Annotated in this window: 16 protein-coding genes; 5 read left to right on the top strand and 11 right to left on the bottom strand. The window is 45.2% G+C overall.

Annotation, left to right across the window (positions count from 1 at the left end; genetic code table 11):
• Positions 1-4: 4 nt before the first annotated feature.
• Together cysT and cysP are read right to left on the bottom strand one after the other, a co-directional pair.
• A complete protein-coding gene (gene cysT, locus KV201_RS10340) occupies positions 5-850 on the bottom strand; it encodes a sulfate/thiosulfate ABC transporter permease CysT (RefSeq protein WP_012088487.1) in 846 nt (281 codons plus the stop codon).
• Between the two features lie 195 nt (positions 851-1045).
• Entirely contained in the window at positions 1046-2053 is a 1008-nt protein-coding gene (cysP, locus tag KV201_RS10335) for a thiosulfate ABC transporter substrate-binding protein CysP (protein WP_063883704.1), read from the bottom strand.
• Between the two features lie 209 nt (positions 2054-2262).
• Between cysP and cysM the strand changes: the two genes are divergently transcribed.
• Complete coding sequence (gene cysM / locus KV201_RS10330; RefSeq protein ID WP_319000216.1) at positions 2263-3144, top strand: cysteine synthase CysM; 882 nt, start codon at positions 2263-2265, stop codon at positions 3142-3144.
• Between the two features lie 92 nt (positions 3145-3236).
• Here cysM and KV201_RS10325 read toward each other — a convergent pair whose 3' ends face one another.
• Complete coding sequence (locus KV201_RS10325) at positions 3237-3773, bottom strand: DUF4136 domain-containing protein (RefSeq protein ID WP_226059253.1); 537 nt, start codon at positions 3771-3773, stop codon at positions 3237-3239.
• 205 nt (positions 3774-3978) lie between these two features.
• On the opposite strand from KV201_RS10325, the gene KV201_RS10320 reads away from it, so the two are divergent.
• Entirely contained in the window at positions 3979-4284 is a 306-nt protein-coding gene (locus KV201_RS10320) for a DUF1289 domain-containing protein (protein ID WP_011846045.1), read from the top strand.
• A 119-nt stretch (positions 4285-4403) separates the two neighbouring features.
• On the opposite strand, the gene KV201_RS10315 is transcribed toward KV201_RS10320, so the two are convergent.
• From KV201_RS10315 to KV201_RS10295, 5 genes are all read right to left on the bottom strand, one after another.
• Positions 4404-5672, bottom strand: a complete 1269-nt coding sequence (locus KV201_RS10315) for an ATP-binding protein (RefSeq protein WP_226059252.1) — start codon at positions 5670-5672, stop codon at positions 4404-4406.
• Positions 5673-5683: 11 nt separating this feature from the next.
• Positions 5684-6397, bottom strand: coding sequence for a response regulator (locus tag KV201_RS10310; RefSeq protein WP_006080570.1), 714 nt, complete (start codon positions 6395-6397; stop codon positions 5684-5686).
• Positions 6397-6807, bottom strand: a complete 411-nt coding sequence (locus KV201_RS10305) for a DUF3019 domain-containing protein (RefSeq protein ID WP_006080572.1) — start codon at positions 6805-6807, stop codon at positions 6397-6399. The genes KV201_RS10310 and KV201_RS10305 overlap by 1 nt, the downstream gene beginning before the upstream one ends.
• A gap of 5 nt (positions 6808-6812) precedes the next feature.
• Positions 6813-7676 (bottom strand): MipA/OmpV family protein, encoded by an 864-nt coding sequence (locus KV201_RS10300; protein WP_226059251.1) that lies wholly within the window; start codon positions 7674-7676, stop codon positions 6813-6815.
• A 364-nt stretch (positions 7677-8040) separates the two neighbouring features.
• Positions 8041-8277, bottom strand: coding sequence for a hypothetical protein (locus KV201_RS10295; protein ID WP_006080575.1), 237 nt, complete (start codon positions 8275-8277; stop codon positions 8041-8043).
• Between the two features lie 781 nt (positions 8278-9058).
• Here KV201_RS10295 and KV201_RS10290 point away from each other — a divergent pair.
• Entirely contained in the window at positions 9059-9622 is a 564-nt protein-coding gene (locus KV201_RS10290) for an acetate uptake transporter (protein ID WP_226059250.1), read from the top strand.
• 73 nt (positions 9623-9695) lie between these two features.
• On the opposite strand, the gene KV201_RS10285 is transcribed toward KV201_RS10290, so the two are convergent.
• Complete coding sequence (locus KV201_RS10285) at positions 9696-10166, bottom strand: YcxB family protein (protein WP_107946726.1); 471 nt, start codon at positions 10164-10166, stop codon at positions 9696-9698.
• Positions 10167-10445: 279 nt separating this feature from the next.
• Between KV201_RS10285 and KV201_RS10280 the strand changes: the two genes are divergently transcribed.
• Positions 10446-10784, top strand: coding sequence for a DUF1971 domain-containing protein (locus KV201_RS10280; RefSeq protein WP_226059249.1), 339 nt, complete (start codon positions 10446-10448; stop codon positions 10782-10784).
• Positions 10785-10861: 77 nt separating this feature from the next.
• On the opposite strand, the gene KV201_RS10275 is transcribed toward KV201_RS10280, so the two are convergent.
• Together KV201_RS10275 and KV201_RS10270 are read right to left on the bottom strand one after the other, a co-directional pair.
• A complete protein-coding gene (locus KV201_RS10275) occupies positions 10862-11278 on the bottom strand; it encodes a VOC family protein (RefSeq protein ID WP_006080581.1) in 417 nt (138 codons plus the stop codon).
• Between the two features lie 56 nt (positions 11279-11334).
• The gene (locus KV201_RS10270) at positions 11335-11949 is read right to left on the bottom strand and encodes an NADPH-dependent FMN reductase (RefSeq protein WP_226059248.1); all 615 of its coding nucleotides are present in this window, start codon (positions 11947-11949) and stop codon (positions 11335-11337) included.
• A gap of 147 nt (positions 11950-12096) precedes the next feature.
• On the opposite strand from KV201_RS10270, the gene KV201_RS10265 reads away from it, so the two are divergent.
• Positions 12097-12720 (top strand): metalloregulator ArsR/SmtB family transcription factor, encoded by a 624-nt coding sequence (locus tag KV201_RS10265; RefSeq protein ID WP_006080584.1) that lies wholly within the window; start codon positions 12097-12099, stop codon positions 12718-12720.
• Positions 12721-12770: the final 50 nt, after the last annotated feature.

Raw genomic sequence — 12770 nt, 5'->3', positions numbered from 1 at the left:
CTCCTTATCGTCCATGAATGCGGCGCAGATAACGCGCCTGCCACAGGTTTATTAGCAGTAATAGCAGTAGCGAGGTCATCAGCACCACTGAGGCAATGGCACTGGCGCCGGCAAAATCAAACTCTTGTAGGCGGACAAAGATCATTAACGATGTGATTTCGCTGATATAGGGCATGTTGCCCGCGATAAATATAACGGCACCAAACTCACCTAGGCTACGGGTAAAAGACAGTGCCGTCCCGACCATCAAGGCTGGCCACAATGACGGCAAAATGATCCGCCAGAATACCGCGCGATCCGAGGCGCCAAGGGTCATGCCCGCTTCTTCTTCATCGTGGGATAATTCTTCGAGAACCGGTTGCACGGTACGCACCACAAAGGGAATACTGGTGAAAATCATCGCGACCACTATGCCCAGCGGGGTGTAGGCGACTTTTATACCCAGTTCTGCCAATACACTACCGATTTGGCCGTTTTCCGCATACAGGGTCGCTAAGGTGATGCCTGCAACGGCAGTCGGCAACGCAAAGGGTAAATCCACCAATGCATCTAAGATGCGTTTGCCGGGGAATTCATAACGTACCAGCACCCATGCGAGTAACAATCCGAAAAGGCAGTTAAATAGCGATGCTGCGAGTGCTGATAGAATGGTAACTCGGTAACTCGCCAGCACCCGAGGATCTGTGATGACGCCCCAGTATTCGGACAAGCTCATTGAACTGGTCTGCATAATCAGTCCAGTGGTTGGCAATAATAGGATCAGGCTGACAAACAGTAGGGACACACCTAAGCTGATGGTAAAACCTGGAAGAACCCGCTTATGGCGTAAACGCCCGTTATTAAAAATCACAGAATAATCACCCGGTCAGGTTAATTGAGTTAATCCAATACGCTGTATTTGCCGTCAGCGATCGGCTGTCTGAGTTAAAGACTATTGAATTCGTCTTCGCTGCTTGAAAATCATCACTCGTCAATGCGCTAAAATTGCTTAACCCGGGACTGGGCCCGGGTTGCAATATTAACCTGTTATAGCATCAAGCTGAAATTAGCGCTTGAGTAACTCATCGAGTTTTGCACCGTTAGCAAACTGCGTTTTCATGGCATTATCCCAACCACCAATGATTTGCTCAACAGTCAGCAGGTCAACCGTAGGAAACTGTTTAGCAAACTCAGCCTGAACCTTTTCGTTGTGTACACGATAGTTGAAGCCGGCCAATAGTCGTTGTGATTCTTCGCTGTAGAGATAATTCAAATACTCAGTCGCTAGCTCCTGTGTGCCGTTGCGTTTAGCGTTTTTCTCTACCACAGCGACGGGAAACTCAGCCAGAATCGATGTTTTTGGCACAATAACTTGGTAATCGTCCGCACCATATTGCTGACGGATATTGTTCACTTCCGATTCAAACGTAATCAGCACATCACCGATACCACGTTCTACAAATGAGGTCGTTGCACCACGACCGCCAGTATCAAACACGGCTACGTTGCCGAGGAATTTTTTCAGGAATTGATCCAGTGAAGCCTGATTATCCTTACCATAGCTTTTTTGGGCATAACCTAATGCGGCTAAATAGGTGTAGCGCGCATTACCAGAGGTTTTAGGGTTAGGGAAGACCAGTTTAACGTCATCTCTTGCTAAATCGCCCCAGTCGCTGATCTGTTTTGGGTTACCTTTGCGTACCAAAAATGCGATGGTGGAATAGTAAGGTGAACTGGCGTTAGGCAGTAATTGTTGCCAATTTTCTGGGATCAATTTACCGCGGTCATGGAGTACCTGTACGTCTGTCACTTGGTTAAACGTCACCACATCTGCTGGCAATCCTTGCAGAATTGAGCGTGCCTGTGCCGATGATCCAGCATGGGATTGTTTAATCTCGACGGTTTTACCTGTTTTCTCTTGCCAATGTTTGGCGAAAACGGGGTTGTAGGCACTGAATAATTCCCGCGCGATATCGTAAGAAGAATTCAGCAGGGTTTGATCTGCGGCAGCCACATTGAGCGACGTTCCCAGAAAGAGCGTTCCCAGTAGGGCCTTTATCACTTTTATTTGCATTTGCTACTCCTTGAACTGGCAACTTTGTCAGCGTTATGACATATAGAGTAGTGGAAGTAATTATTTATAAGAAGTCAGTTAAATAGAACTTTTTTGAATAAGTATGAGCGATTTATTGTATGCCATAGATCATTTTCACTGTGTTTGTGCATGCTAAGCCACTTAGAATAGGCTAACGCTTAGTTGTTTTTATCAAGTAAAGGATAATCATAGTGTCTGACTTTCCGACAATTGAAGCCTGTATTGGGCAAACTCCGCTGGTTCGCTTGCAGCGGCTTAACTGTGGCACCTCAACTGTACTGTTAAAGTTGGAAGGGAATAACCCAGCAGGTTCAGTAAAGGATCGTGCTGCACTCAATATGATCATTCAGGCCGAACTGCGTCAAGAGATCCGCCCGGGTGATACGCTCATCGAGGCGACAAGTGGCAATACTGGGATTGCGCTAGCGATGGCGGCGGCGATCAAAGGCTACAAGATGATCCTGATTATGCCCGAAAACTCGACCCAAGAGCGTAAGGATGCGATGCAAGCTTATGGCGCAGCACTCATGCTGGTGGATAACATGGAGACGGCGCGGGATTTGGCACTGCAGTTACAAACCGAAGGTAAAGGCAAGGTGCTGGATCAGTTTAATAATCAAGATAATGCGAATGCGCACTTCCTCACCACAGGTCCGGAAATCTGGCAACAGAGTCAAGGAAAAATCACTCACTTTGTCTCTAGTATGGGGACAACTGGCACCATAATGGGCGTGTCTAAATACCTTAAAAGCTGTAATCCTGACATCACGATTGTTGGCCTTCAGCCCGCCGATGGCAGTAGCATTCCGGGGATCCGCCGTTGGCCGCAGGCCTACTTGCCGGGGATTTTTGATGCATCCCGTGTTGATTTAGTCATGGATGTTGAAGAGCAAGACGCAAAAACCATGGCGAGAGCCATAGCGCGCGAAGAAGGGATTTGTGCCGGCGTCAGCTCGGGTGGTGCAGTGTTTGCTGCGCTTGAGATAGCCAGACAATATCCAGATTCAGTGGTCGTGGCGATTATTTGTGATAGGGGCGATCGTTACCTTTCATCAGGGCTTTTTTCCTGAGTCCAAGATATTTCGCCTAAGTTATTTGACGACAAGCATTCTTCATTAATAAAAATGGGCGGAATTCGCCCATTTTTATTGACTCTTCATGATCATTTTTTCGGTGGGAACTGCGCCAAAATCCGACTGACGGCTTTGGCGGTATCTTGGGCTTTCTCATTGCCGCCTGCATCGAAATCATAACTGTCGCTACCACGCCAAATGAGCGCTTTGGTTTTTGGGTCGACAATATCTATCTGAATAGTTTGAATTTTAGCGGTATCACTGCCAAGTGGCACCCCAACGCTAGTACCTATTCCTATCCCACCTGAACGGCCGAATGTGCCTGTGCCTAATCCAATCGATAGCCCTGAATCCTTAGGTTTATCTTGGGTCAGTAGGGCGTAGGCGACGTTAAAGTCGGGGGCTTGGGTATTTTCGACAAAGCCTTTTTGAGCCAACTGATTGTTGATTTCTACTTGAATGCGTTGGGCGCTGAGTGGGTCGTCCGTTGGCTGTGGTGTTAGCTGGGTAAAGCTGTGCAGTGTGCTGAAGTCGTAATTGAGATCGTAATCGTTTTTCGGTTTACTGCTACAAGCGCTTAATAAGGCAACGGCGACGAGCAGACTGGCAAAGTGACGGTATCCCATGATAGTGCTCCAAGTTGTACAAACTCTGTTCAATGTGCCTTGATTAAGGTTGTTTCTGCAAGTACTTTAGATAAGTGTGTTGTATTTGAATTGCTTTAAACGCCATTCGGCAGCTTCTTTTTTAGCATGGGGCGTTTAACCATGGTTCATCTGAGCATGCTTCATTTGAGAACAGCTCATTTTGACAGAGGAATAGCGGCGGGTTATGGAACAGTTAGCCTTTTTTGATATCCCCAGTCCCTGTATCGGTGTGTGTGCCACCGATGCGCGCGGTTACTGTAATGGTTGCCTGCGAAGCCGTGACGAAAGATTCAATTGGTTAACGTTTTCAGATGCGCAAAAGTACGATGTCATTCGGCTGTGCACTCAACGTAAACGCCGTCGCCAGTTGGCGATGATGAAAGCACGGCAAGCGCAAATTGAGCAAGAAAGGGCGGCGTTAAATCCGCAGTTGAATTTTGAGCCTGAGCCCGAAGCCGATCTCGATTTTGGTGGCTTCGAGCTAGACTAATATTTTGAATTGCAATTTAAATAGGCCAGTTAAATAGTCTTGTTTAACTGACCAGTTTTACTGGCTTGTAGAATTAGCGCGTTAGATGAATAACAGATCCGCAGTCGTTTAAATCCCTATTACAGCTTGCGCTTCTTCGGCCAGATTAAATTAAATCGGGTATGTTGCTCATCGCTGGTGACGCTCACATTCCCCTGGTGTCGCTGCATAATCCGTTTGATGATCGCAAGTCCCAAACCATGCCCTTTATTGCCATTTTGCACCGATTGGCTGCGATAAAAAGGCTCGAACACTTTCGGTAAATCCACCGAGGGGATAGCTTCACCGTCGTTACTCACACTTAAATTCACCCTGTGCTGCGTCTGCTTAACCTCAATAATGATTTCAGTGCGGGCAAAGCGTTGGGCGTTGGTCAGTAAATTTTGCAGTGCACGTTCAATTAATGCCGGTTCCCCAAACAAGGGCAGTTTTTCGACTTCTGTCTTTAAGATAATAGGTGTTGGGCTTAAGGTTTCAAGGCGCTTAATGCTTTGATTGATGAGATTAATTAAATCGTACTCATCCAACTGGATGCCTTCTCGCTGGGACTCTAAACTGGCGTAGGTCAGCAGTTCTTGGAGTAAGTCTTCCATTTCTTTGATATCGAGCTGCATCTCATCGAGAAAGTCTTGGCGCTTTTGTTCGTCAGAATCGGGCTGACAATACATGGGCATGAGTGCAAGGGCGAATTTGAGTCTTGCCAGCGGCGTGCGGATCTCATGGGAGACCGCATTAGACAGGTGTTTTTGGTTCTCAATCAAGGCGCTGATATGTCGCGCCATTTCGTTAAAGGTATTGGCTAAGGGTTTGACCTGAGAGCGATTTGACAGGGTAATCCGCGTGTTCCATTTAGCTTCGCCAAACTCTTTGGTAGCTTTACGCAGTATGCTCAAATCCCGAGAAAGCGGGCCTACCCAAATCAACGCTACTAACGCAAGTGATAAATAGAAGAACAGGGTGAACAGGCTGCGAAGGTTGGCTCTGGGATCGATGTCCAGCGGCCCCGCCATTAAGACTTGATCGCCGACTCGGATAAATTGCAGCAGGTTATCGTCATTGGTCGTGGTGGTGAACACAGTACTGGTACTGAGGGCTTGATTGTCAGCCAGCGCGACTTGATCGGCACTGAGCAATTGCAACGGCATCACAGGATTAGCTGGGATCGCCTCCAGATACCTTTGGCGGGTATCGGGAGGCAGTTCCGCTAACAATTGAGCCAAGGCTACTAATGGCGCATCGAGGGCGTTATTGTCATCCACATTTTTCTGCCACAGGCTGTCGAGTGTCCAGCCAATCCCAAGCACGCTGAGACTGAGTAGCAGATATAAACTGATAAAGAGACGTTTCACTGTATCTGTGCTTAGTTATTCCAGGCTTCAGGAGCAAAGAGGTAACCTTGTCCCCAAACGGTTTTAATTCTGAAAGGTGTCTCGATATTATCGTTGAGTTTTTTACGTAATCTAGAGATACGCACGTCAATTTTTCGATCTTTACCATCGAAATCAATATTGAGTAACAGCTGATAAATATACTGACGGCTGAGCACTTGGCCAGCTTGTGAGGCCAGTAACCACAGCAACTCGAATTCGTGGCTGGTGAGATCGATTTCAGTTTCATTGAGGCGAATCGCGTGGGTATGCGGGTCGATACTCAGTTTACCAAAGGTCAAGCAGTGGGATTCCGCCTGAGGTGGCTGATTCTGACGACGAAGTAAGTTGTTAATCCGCGCAACTAACAGAGCAGGATCAACGGGCTTAACCACATAGTCATCGGCACCGAGCTCTAAGCCTTTGATTTGATCTTCGCTTGAGCCAAGCGCGCTCATCAATAGGATTGGGCCGGCAAAATAGTCGGGCAGTTTCTCACACAGGGTGAGGCCATCCATGCCCGGCAGCATAATGTCTAACAGTATGATATCTGGCTTGTAATTGATTAATCGCGTTAATACTGTGTCGCCACGGCGTTCAACTTCAACATGCATACCATGGGATTTTAGGTAATCTACAATCAAGTTTGCTAGGCGAACGTCGTCTTCAACCAATAATACTCTGTGGTTCGATTGTGGGCTTGTCATTAAAATAAACTCCAAGGGTTGCGGTAACGTCTGCGAACCTGAGGTTGTGATGCAGAAGTGATTTTAAGTTTGGCACCAGCCAAAGTTTGGTTACTGTCTTTACTCACCATGACAAATTGAATATCCGTCATAGTGTGGATTTTCATGCTTAACGTATGGGTTGAAACTGAATCACTGCACCATTTTGGATAGGCGGCATTGTCGGACAAAATACAGATAAGCTCATCTTTGGCGAGCTCCCACTGCAGTTCAATATAGACGTCGCAGGCCTGAGTTTCTGAACTGGTAATACAAATTTCGGGTGTGAGTTTAAGTGACGAGTCGCGAGTTTTAGCTTGAGCAGAACTTGGGCCCATCAAGCCGAGGCTTAGACCAAGAAAGCAAAGCAAGCTTAACTGAGGCAGCGTCACTAACGTTAGAACCTATAGGCTGCGCCGATAAAGTAGGTGCTGCTATAGTCTTGGTCTAACAAGGGACTGGCGGCAATCTCATCGGCAATTAGAGTGTAACGAACTGCCAAGAGTAGATCCCAATTGTCAGTTAATATATAACGGGCCGTCATTTCCGCACCTTTATCCCAACCTGATTTTGCTTGATATTGTTCACTCCAATAGGCGTTTTCACTCGGTCTAACGCCATAATAATAATCCACCACTGCTTGGCTCTTCCAATCAAACACCAGTGCGAATTCAAAAATGAAACGATCGTAATCCCAGCCATAGGTCCATTTTATTTGTGCTTCTGAACCTTGATGAACATTAAACATATCATGGGTGTACGCCAATCGAATAATGCCGAGTCGGGTATAGATGAATGCTTCGGCACCGCCAAGTATGGTGAAGTTCCGCGTCTCTAAAGAATTAAATTCACGTTCGGGCTCTGTCGACAAAGACATACTCGTTATGGCTTTGGCTTCGACTTGTGTGCCGCGGTTTAAAAAGATATTCGATGGGTCCCATCGATAGAAATAGGCCCTATCTAAGCTATAACTGGTGACGAGATTGAACGTGAAGCTTTCTTGCTCGGCTAAGGTGTAGCCTAAATTACCATTATCGAAGAACCAGTGTTCGCCGTAATAGGCCACTGTAGGGATAAAGAATAGTGGAATATCGTCAAAATCCTTGAGTGGATTGCTTTTTTGTCCCCAGCCAATGGCGACGCCGAGATCCCAGTTGTTCATCTCAATACACTGATTTTCTGATGCGCAGGTTTCTTTCGCCATTCCGACAGAAGGCAAAATACTTAAACTTGTAATGAGGACAAAAAGAATGCGATACATGATTTAACGATTAAGGGCTGAGGTTCATAATACAGGAAAATAGATTAGCATTTTATGCCCAATCCAACAGTGGTTTCATTCGCAGGGATGCAAAATGATACAGCTATCAATTAAATAGTAAATTTGTAGATCGCACAATACCTTGATACTCATGCTAAAAGCCTATTTTGGTGGCTTTCATACGGTTAATTGTGGATGTTAAATTTTGTATTCGATACGTTTCGTCTGTAACTGAAATGATATTAATTGTGAACTGAATAGCTGTGTTACTTGAAAATAATAATGCCATTCGCATATGTGAATGGCATTGAATGAAGCTGAAGAACGCGCTTTTGCGGTAATAACGTTGGGATTAGAATGAAGATTAATTAACCTCAGTAACCGACTTGTAGCCCATTTCTGTCAGTTGATCGTTTACACAATCAAGCACATATTGTTTTAGCTCTGCATTTTCGACTTGATCTTCAGAGGCCATCTGCTGGCACACTTCTTTCAGCTGAGCGATATCGGCTGCTGGTGCAGGCGGTAAAGATGAGTCGTCAGCAAGGGTCGTGAAGCTCACTAATGCCAACAGGGTGAAAACAGCTGATAACTTATTCATTTTATTTCCTTTAGTTATGTATTGTTAACTACAGATTAAGAAGCATTCTCTTAATACCACTGCGCCAACATCAGCAATTTATCACTGCTATTCTGTTTTAGATATAAATAATTTTTACCTTTTTGGGTTAAGGATTTTTAGCTTATTTTCCCTTGATTCGCTTCAAGTAAATGACCAGCCTAAGTGCAGAGCCATTGACTTCGATTTAGCCATTATCCCAACAGATGAACCTGTTGAGTTTGGCTTCAGCGCAAAGGGCTTTGTGCAAAGGTTATGTGCAGAGTGAGTTGTGCTTAACTCCTGCATTAGCTTCGTAGGCTAAAATAGGCTAAATCTGGCATCCCAGAGTTGTTTTTTTCCAAAAGTGCCACTTACATCACCTTAACCACTGATTTGCGATTAAGTGCAGTATTTTTTGCTGTTTTAGCCCTCGTTTTGATTAAGGTTTTAAGGGCGCTTAATACCAAACTATGCGGCAGTTATAAAAAGTCGCATAAAATGCGATATGACGCAGGTTGTAGTCGGCTTTCTTCCTAGAATATTGAATTGAAAAGAATTAATTTTTAATCAAAATTAGGAATCGGTTTATTTTAAGTATATTTAATTTTAAGTGTATGTTTTTATTTTGTATTTATTGCTATTTATTCATTTTTAATGATTTCGTTGCCAAGGTTGTGGCTATCCTCTAGAATGCGCCGCTCTCGCAGGTGAGCGAACATAAGGTTTACGGTTAATGCCGTTGATTTTTATTGAATTATTGATTTTTCTCTAGGGGAACTCTGTGTCTACAAAACTGGCTAATCCAGCGCCATTAGGTTTAATGGGCTTTGGTATGACAACGATTTTGTTAAACATCCATAACGCGGGATATTTCCCTATTGATTCTATGATCTTAGCCATGGGGATTTTTTACGGCGGCATTGGTCAAGTGATTGTGGGTATTATGTGTTTTATGCGCGGCGATACTTTCGGTACGACGGCATTTACCTCTTACGGGTTGTTTTGGTTAACATTAGTGGGATTAATCTTAATGCCTAATGCGGGCATTGCGGCGAGTCAAACGTATTTTATGGGCTGGTATTTAACACTTTGGGGCATATTCACCGCATTTATGTTTGTGGGTTCTTTGCGTTATCCACGAGCTAAGCAGTTTGTATTTGCTTCTTTGACGCTCTTATTTTTCCTGCTGGCTGCGCGTGATTTCACGGGCAGCGCCTTGATTGGCACTATTGCTGGCTTTGAAGGGATCATCTGTGGTGCGAGTGCGATTTATTTTGCGATGGCGCAGGTGCTCAATAATGAGTATGGCCGCACGATTTTACCGGTTGGTGAATTGAAAAAGTAACGATTCAGCGATGGATAGTAGTGAAAAAGGCTGATGCAGATCAGCCTTTTTTATGGATGTTTTTTTAGCGGGACTAGATTTTAGTTTTAATATAGGCCGCAGCCGCATCATCTAAGCTACGCAAGGAAACATAGCTCGTGCCTGCCTTGTGGGTGATCAAGAAGCCTTTTTCAGTTTCTTTAATCCGGTAAATGTCGGTCCATAAAATTTGGCTGGTCACTGACATGGATTGAGTGTGAATCCCTTGCTCATCAATGGTGAGCGTGACCTCATTGCTGGCCGCTTTACTCATCATTTGACGCATCAACCACCATGCCTTGTGATACTTCACATTGAGCGCATCGATAACGCCGAGTCCAACGAAGAAGTAAGCTAAATAGAGGCTAATGTCGGCGAAGATCAGTGCGATACCTATCAGGGTCAACCCTATGGCTTTGTAGTAAGGTTTGAGCGTGGGATCAGGTACGACAGATTGGGTATAGCACTCATCGAAATGGGCTTTATCTAAAATATAGGTCGTTGAGTAAGAATAGGGTGTCGGCATAATGTCATCTACTTTAGGTGCAGCTTAATGCGGGCTAGTGTAGCGATTACAGTGATGAAAGTAACTAAAGTAACGAATGCATAAAGTTGCTGCGTATAAAGCGCTAAGGTCGCTCGTGTGAGTATGGGTAAGTGCGGCGTCGCGTCCTATGCCAATGTTGGAAGGATCTCCTCGATGAAGCTAACACTTTGAGTTGGACAGAAATGCTGCAACGGCTATATTAGTATTGTCGTCAGCGTTATTCGATCCCATGAGTTCCTCAAGGAGTGCGAAAGCATAATGGCCTTAGTCCCTAAAGATTTTGTTAATTATAAATCAACGCCGGTTTTCAGCCGTGACAACGTCCCTAACATGTTGTTACACATGCACAATACTAAGGCTGGCGTGTATGGGCAGATCCAAGTGCTAACGGGTAGCTTAAAGTTCTATGGCTTTACGGGCAGCAGCGGCGAGTTAGATAAAGAGATCATCATTCGCGCCGGTGAAACGGCCATTTCTCATCCCGAGTATTGGCACAAAGTGGAGCTACTGACTGAAGATACCCAGTTCAGACTCCATTTTTATGCCCATAAGGATTCGGTCATAGTGGCACAGCAGCAATCCGAGCGAAGTGAATAGTCTCTAGCTCCTAGCACCTAACATCTAGCAACTAACACTCAGTCCAATTCGCACGGTTCGCGGCTTACCACTTCTCGCTAATAGCGATTTCGCTCCGCTGGAATATCAGTTAAATATTCGACAAATTCCACTTCAAAACCATGGGCGTCAAAGAAGTAAATATTACGTCGATAGGGATCTTCCATGCCATCTTTGGCAATCGGGAAGCCTGCTTGGGTCAATCTTGCTATCACAGCATCTAAGTTGTCAGTGACAAAGGCAAAATGCGCCAGTCCAATTTGATGGCCAGTTAAATCTCGGTTTTCTCCCTCACCATTATCACTAAAAGCAATGTATTGATAATCATCGCCAAAATGAATCCAATTGCGAGGTTTGCCGTACCAAGTGCCCTTATCGCCACCGCGTACACGCCAGTGGGGAAAAGCCGCTTGATAAAAGCGCAGTGCTGCGGGGATGTCGTCTACCACTAAGTTGATATGCTCTAAATGAATCATAATGCGTTCCTTGTAATGATTTTAGTCTGTTGCTGGTGGTTAAAATCTCAAGCCGCTTACATACCGTAACAGTATTCCTGCTGCTTTGGGTACGCTTGTCCGGCATGTTGTTGACGAATGGGGGCTAATGCTTGGGCGTATTGATGCAGCATATACAAGCTGTACTGCACTCTTTCCCTGAGTGCGATATCGCGGGCTCCCTCGGGTATGGCATTGAGTACATGGCTGACATTACGGATGATCAAGTAATCGGGAATAGGCACTAATTTATTGTTTTTGAGTGCATTCATCTTCACTTCAACGATGGGATAGGTACCGCCAATCCCGTTCGATACTGAGATTAGCAGTGCTGGTTTATGGGCGGTTTCTTCGCGAGTACACATCAATAAAAAGTTCTTCAGTAGTGGCGATGCCATGCCACCCCATTCAGGGGTGATAAGCACTAGCGCATCGGCTTCGTCGACGCTTTGTTCTATTTCGGGCCAGTGCTCCCCTTTGTTGTCTTCCTCTCCATCCCAAAACGGCAGGTTAAATTGGCATAACTCTAAGTGATGTATGCTGGCGTAACCCATAGCATGGGGAGATGAGAAACTGCTTTCGGCAATGTAACGACCGACTTTAGCACTTTGGGAGTTGGGTCTTTGGCTGGTGCTGATGATGAGTAACTTCATTAAGTAAACCTATTTGTTTATAAATTATTTATAAGGTAATTACTTTATTTAATCTTGTAAAGGATAAAGTAAATAAAAAAGTTTATTTAATCTATTAAAGCGTTACTGGATCGGAGATAATGCGCTGGCTAACATCGGAGAGTTCAGATGAAAACCACTGATAAGATTATTCAATTGCTCAAGTTACATGGCCCACTTACCGCTAAAACCTTAGCGGAGGAATTGGCGTTAACGACGATGGGCGTGCGTCAACATCTTCAGGCATTGGAAGACGCAGGCGATGTGGACATCGAAGATAGAGTTGAAGGTCGTGGTCGCCCAACACGTTACTGGAGATTGACGGAACAAAGCCGTAGTCATTTTGCCGATCGTCATGAGGAATTGACGGTACAGTTAATTGATTCGGTGAAAATGATCTTTGGTGACCAAGGCTTAGATAAGCTTATCGACCACAGGGAGCAAAGTGCGTTAGTTCAGTATCGTGCCGCTATGGAAGGGGCGACAGATATTCCGACACGTTTGGCCATCCTTGCGAAATTACGCTCGAACGAAGGTTATATGGCGACGATGGAACAGGTAGATGGCGTGTATTTTTTACTCGAAAATCATTGTCCTATCTGCGCCGCAGCGACTAAGTGTTTAAACTTTTGCCGCTCAGAGTTACAACTTTTCCAGCAATTATTCGCCGATATCGCGGTGGTGAGTCGCGAAGAACATATCATCGAAGGTGCACGCCGCTGTGCATATAAGATTGAGGCTATTCCTCACTAGTGGGACTTAAACCGCTCATTTATGGCGCTTTATCTTTAGGATAAAACGCC

The sequence above is a fragment of the Shewanella sp. SR1 genome (assembly GCF_020447145.1).
GTDB classification, from domain to species: domain Bacteria; phylum Pseudomonadota; class Gammaproteobacteria; order Enterobacterales; family Shewanellaceae; genus Shewanella; species Shewanella baltica.
The sequence above is the reverse complement of the archived record's forward strand: the minus strand, read 5'-3'. Positions and strand labels throughout refer to the sequence as shown.

Coding starts and splice junctions, on each gene's coding strand:
- KV201_RS10265 (WP_006080584.1), top strand. CDS start 12,097: ATGAAAACCACTGATAAGATTATTCAATTGCTCAAGTTACATGGCCCA.
- KV201_RS10310 (WP_006080570.1), bottom strand. CDS start 6,397: ATGACAAGCCCACAATCGAACCACAGAGTATTATTGGTTGAAGACGAC.
- KV201_RS10275 (WP_006080581.1), bottom strand. CDS start 11,278: ATGATTCATTTAGAGCATATCAACTTAGTGGTAGACGACATCCCCGCA.
- KV201_RS10270 (WP_226059248.1), bottom strand. CDS start 11,949: ATGAAGTTACTCATCATCAGCACCAGCCAAAGACCCAACTCCCAAAGT.
- KV201_RS10320 (WP_011846045.1), top strand. CDS start 3,979: ATGGAACAGTTAGCCTTTTTTGATATCCCCAGTCCCTGTATCGGTGTG.
- KV201_RS10280 (WP_226059249.1), top strand. CDS start 10,446: ATGGCCTTAGTCCCTAAAGATTTTGTTAATTATAAATCAACGCCGGTT.
- KV201_RS10295 (WP_006080575.1), bottom strand. CDS start 8,277: ATGAATAAGTTATCAGCTGTTTTCACCCTGTTGGCATTAGTGAGCTTC.
- KV201_RS10325 (WP_226059253.1), bottom strand. CDS start 3,773: ATGGGATACCGTCACTTTGCCAGTCTGCTCGTCGCCGTTGCCTTATTA.
- cysP (WP_063883704.1), bottom strand. CDS start 2,053: ATGCAAATAAAAGTGATAAAGGCCCTACTGGGAACGCTCTTTCTGGGA.
- KV201_RS10285 (WP_107946726.1), bottom strand. CDS start 10,166: ATGCCGACACCCTATTCTTACTCAACGACCTATATTTTAGATAAAGCC.
- KV201_RS10300 (WP_226059251.1), bottom strand. CDS start 7,676: ATGTATCGCATTCTTTTTGTCCTCATTACAAGTTTAAGTATTTTGCCT.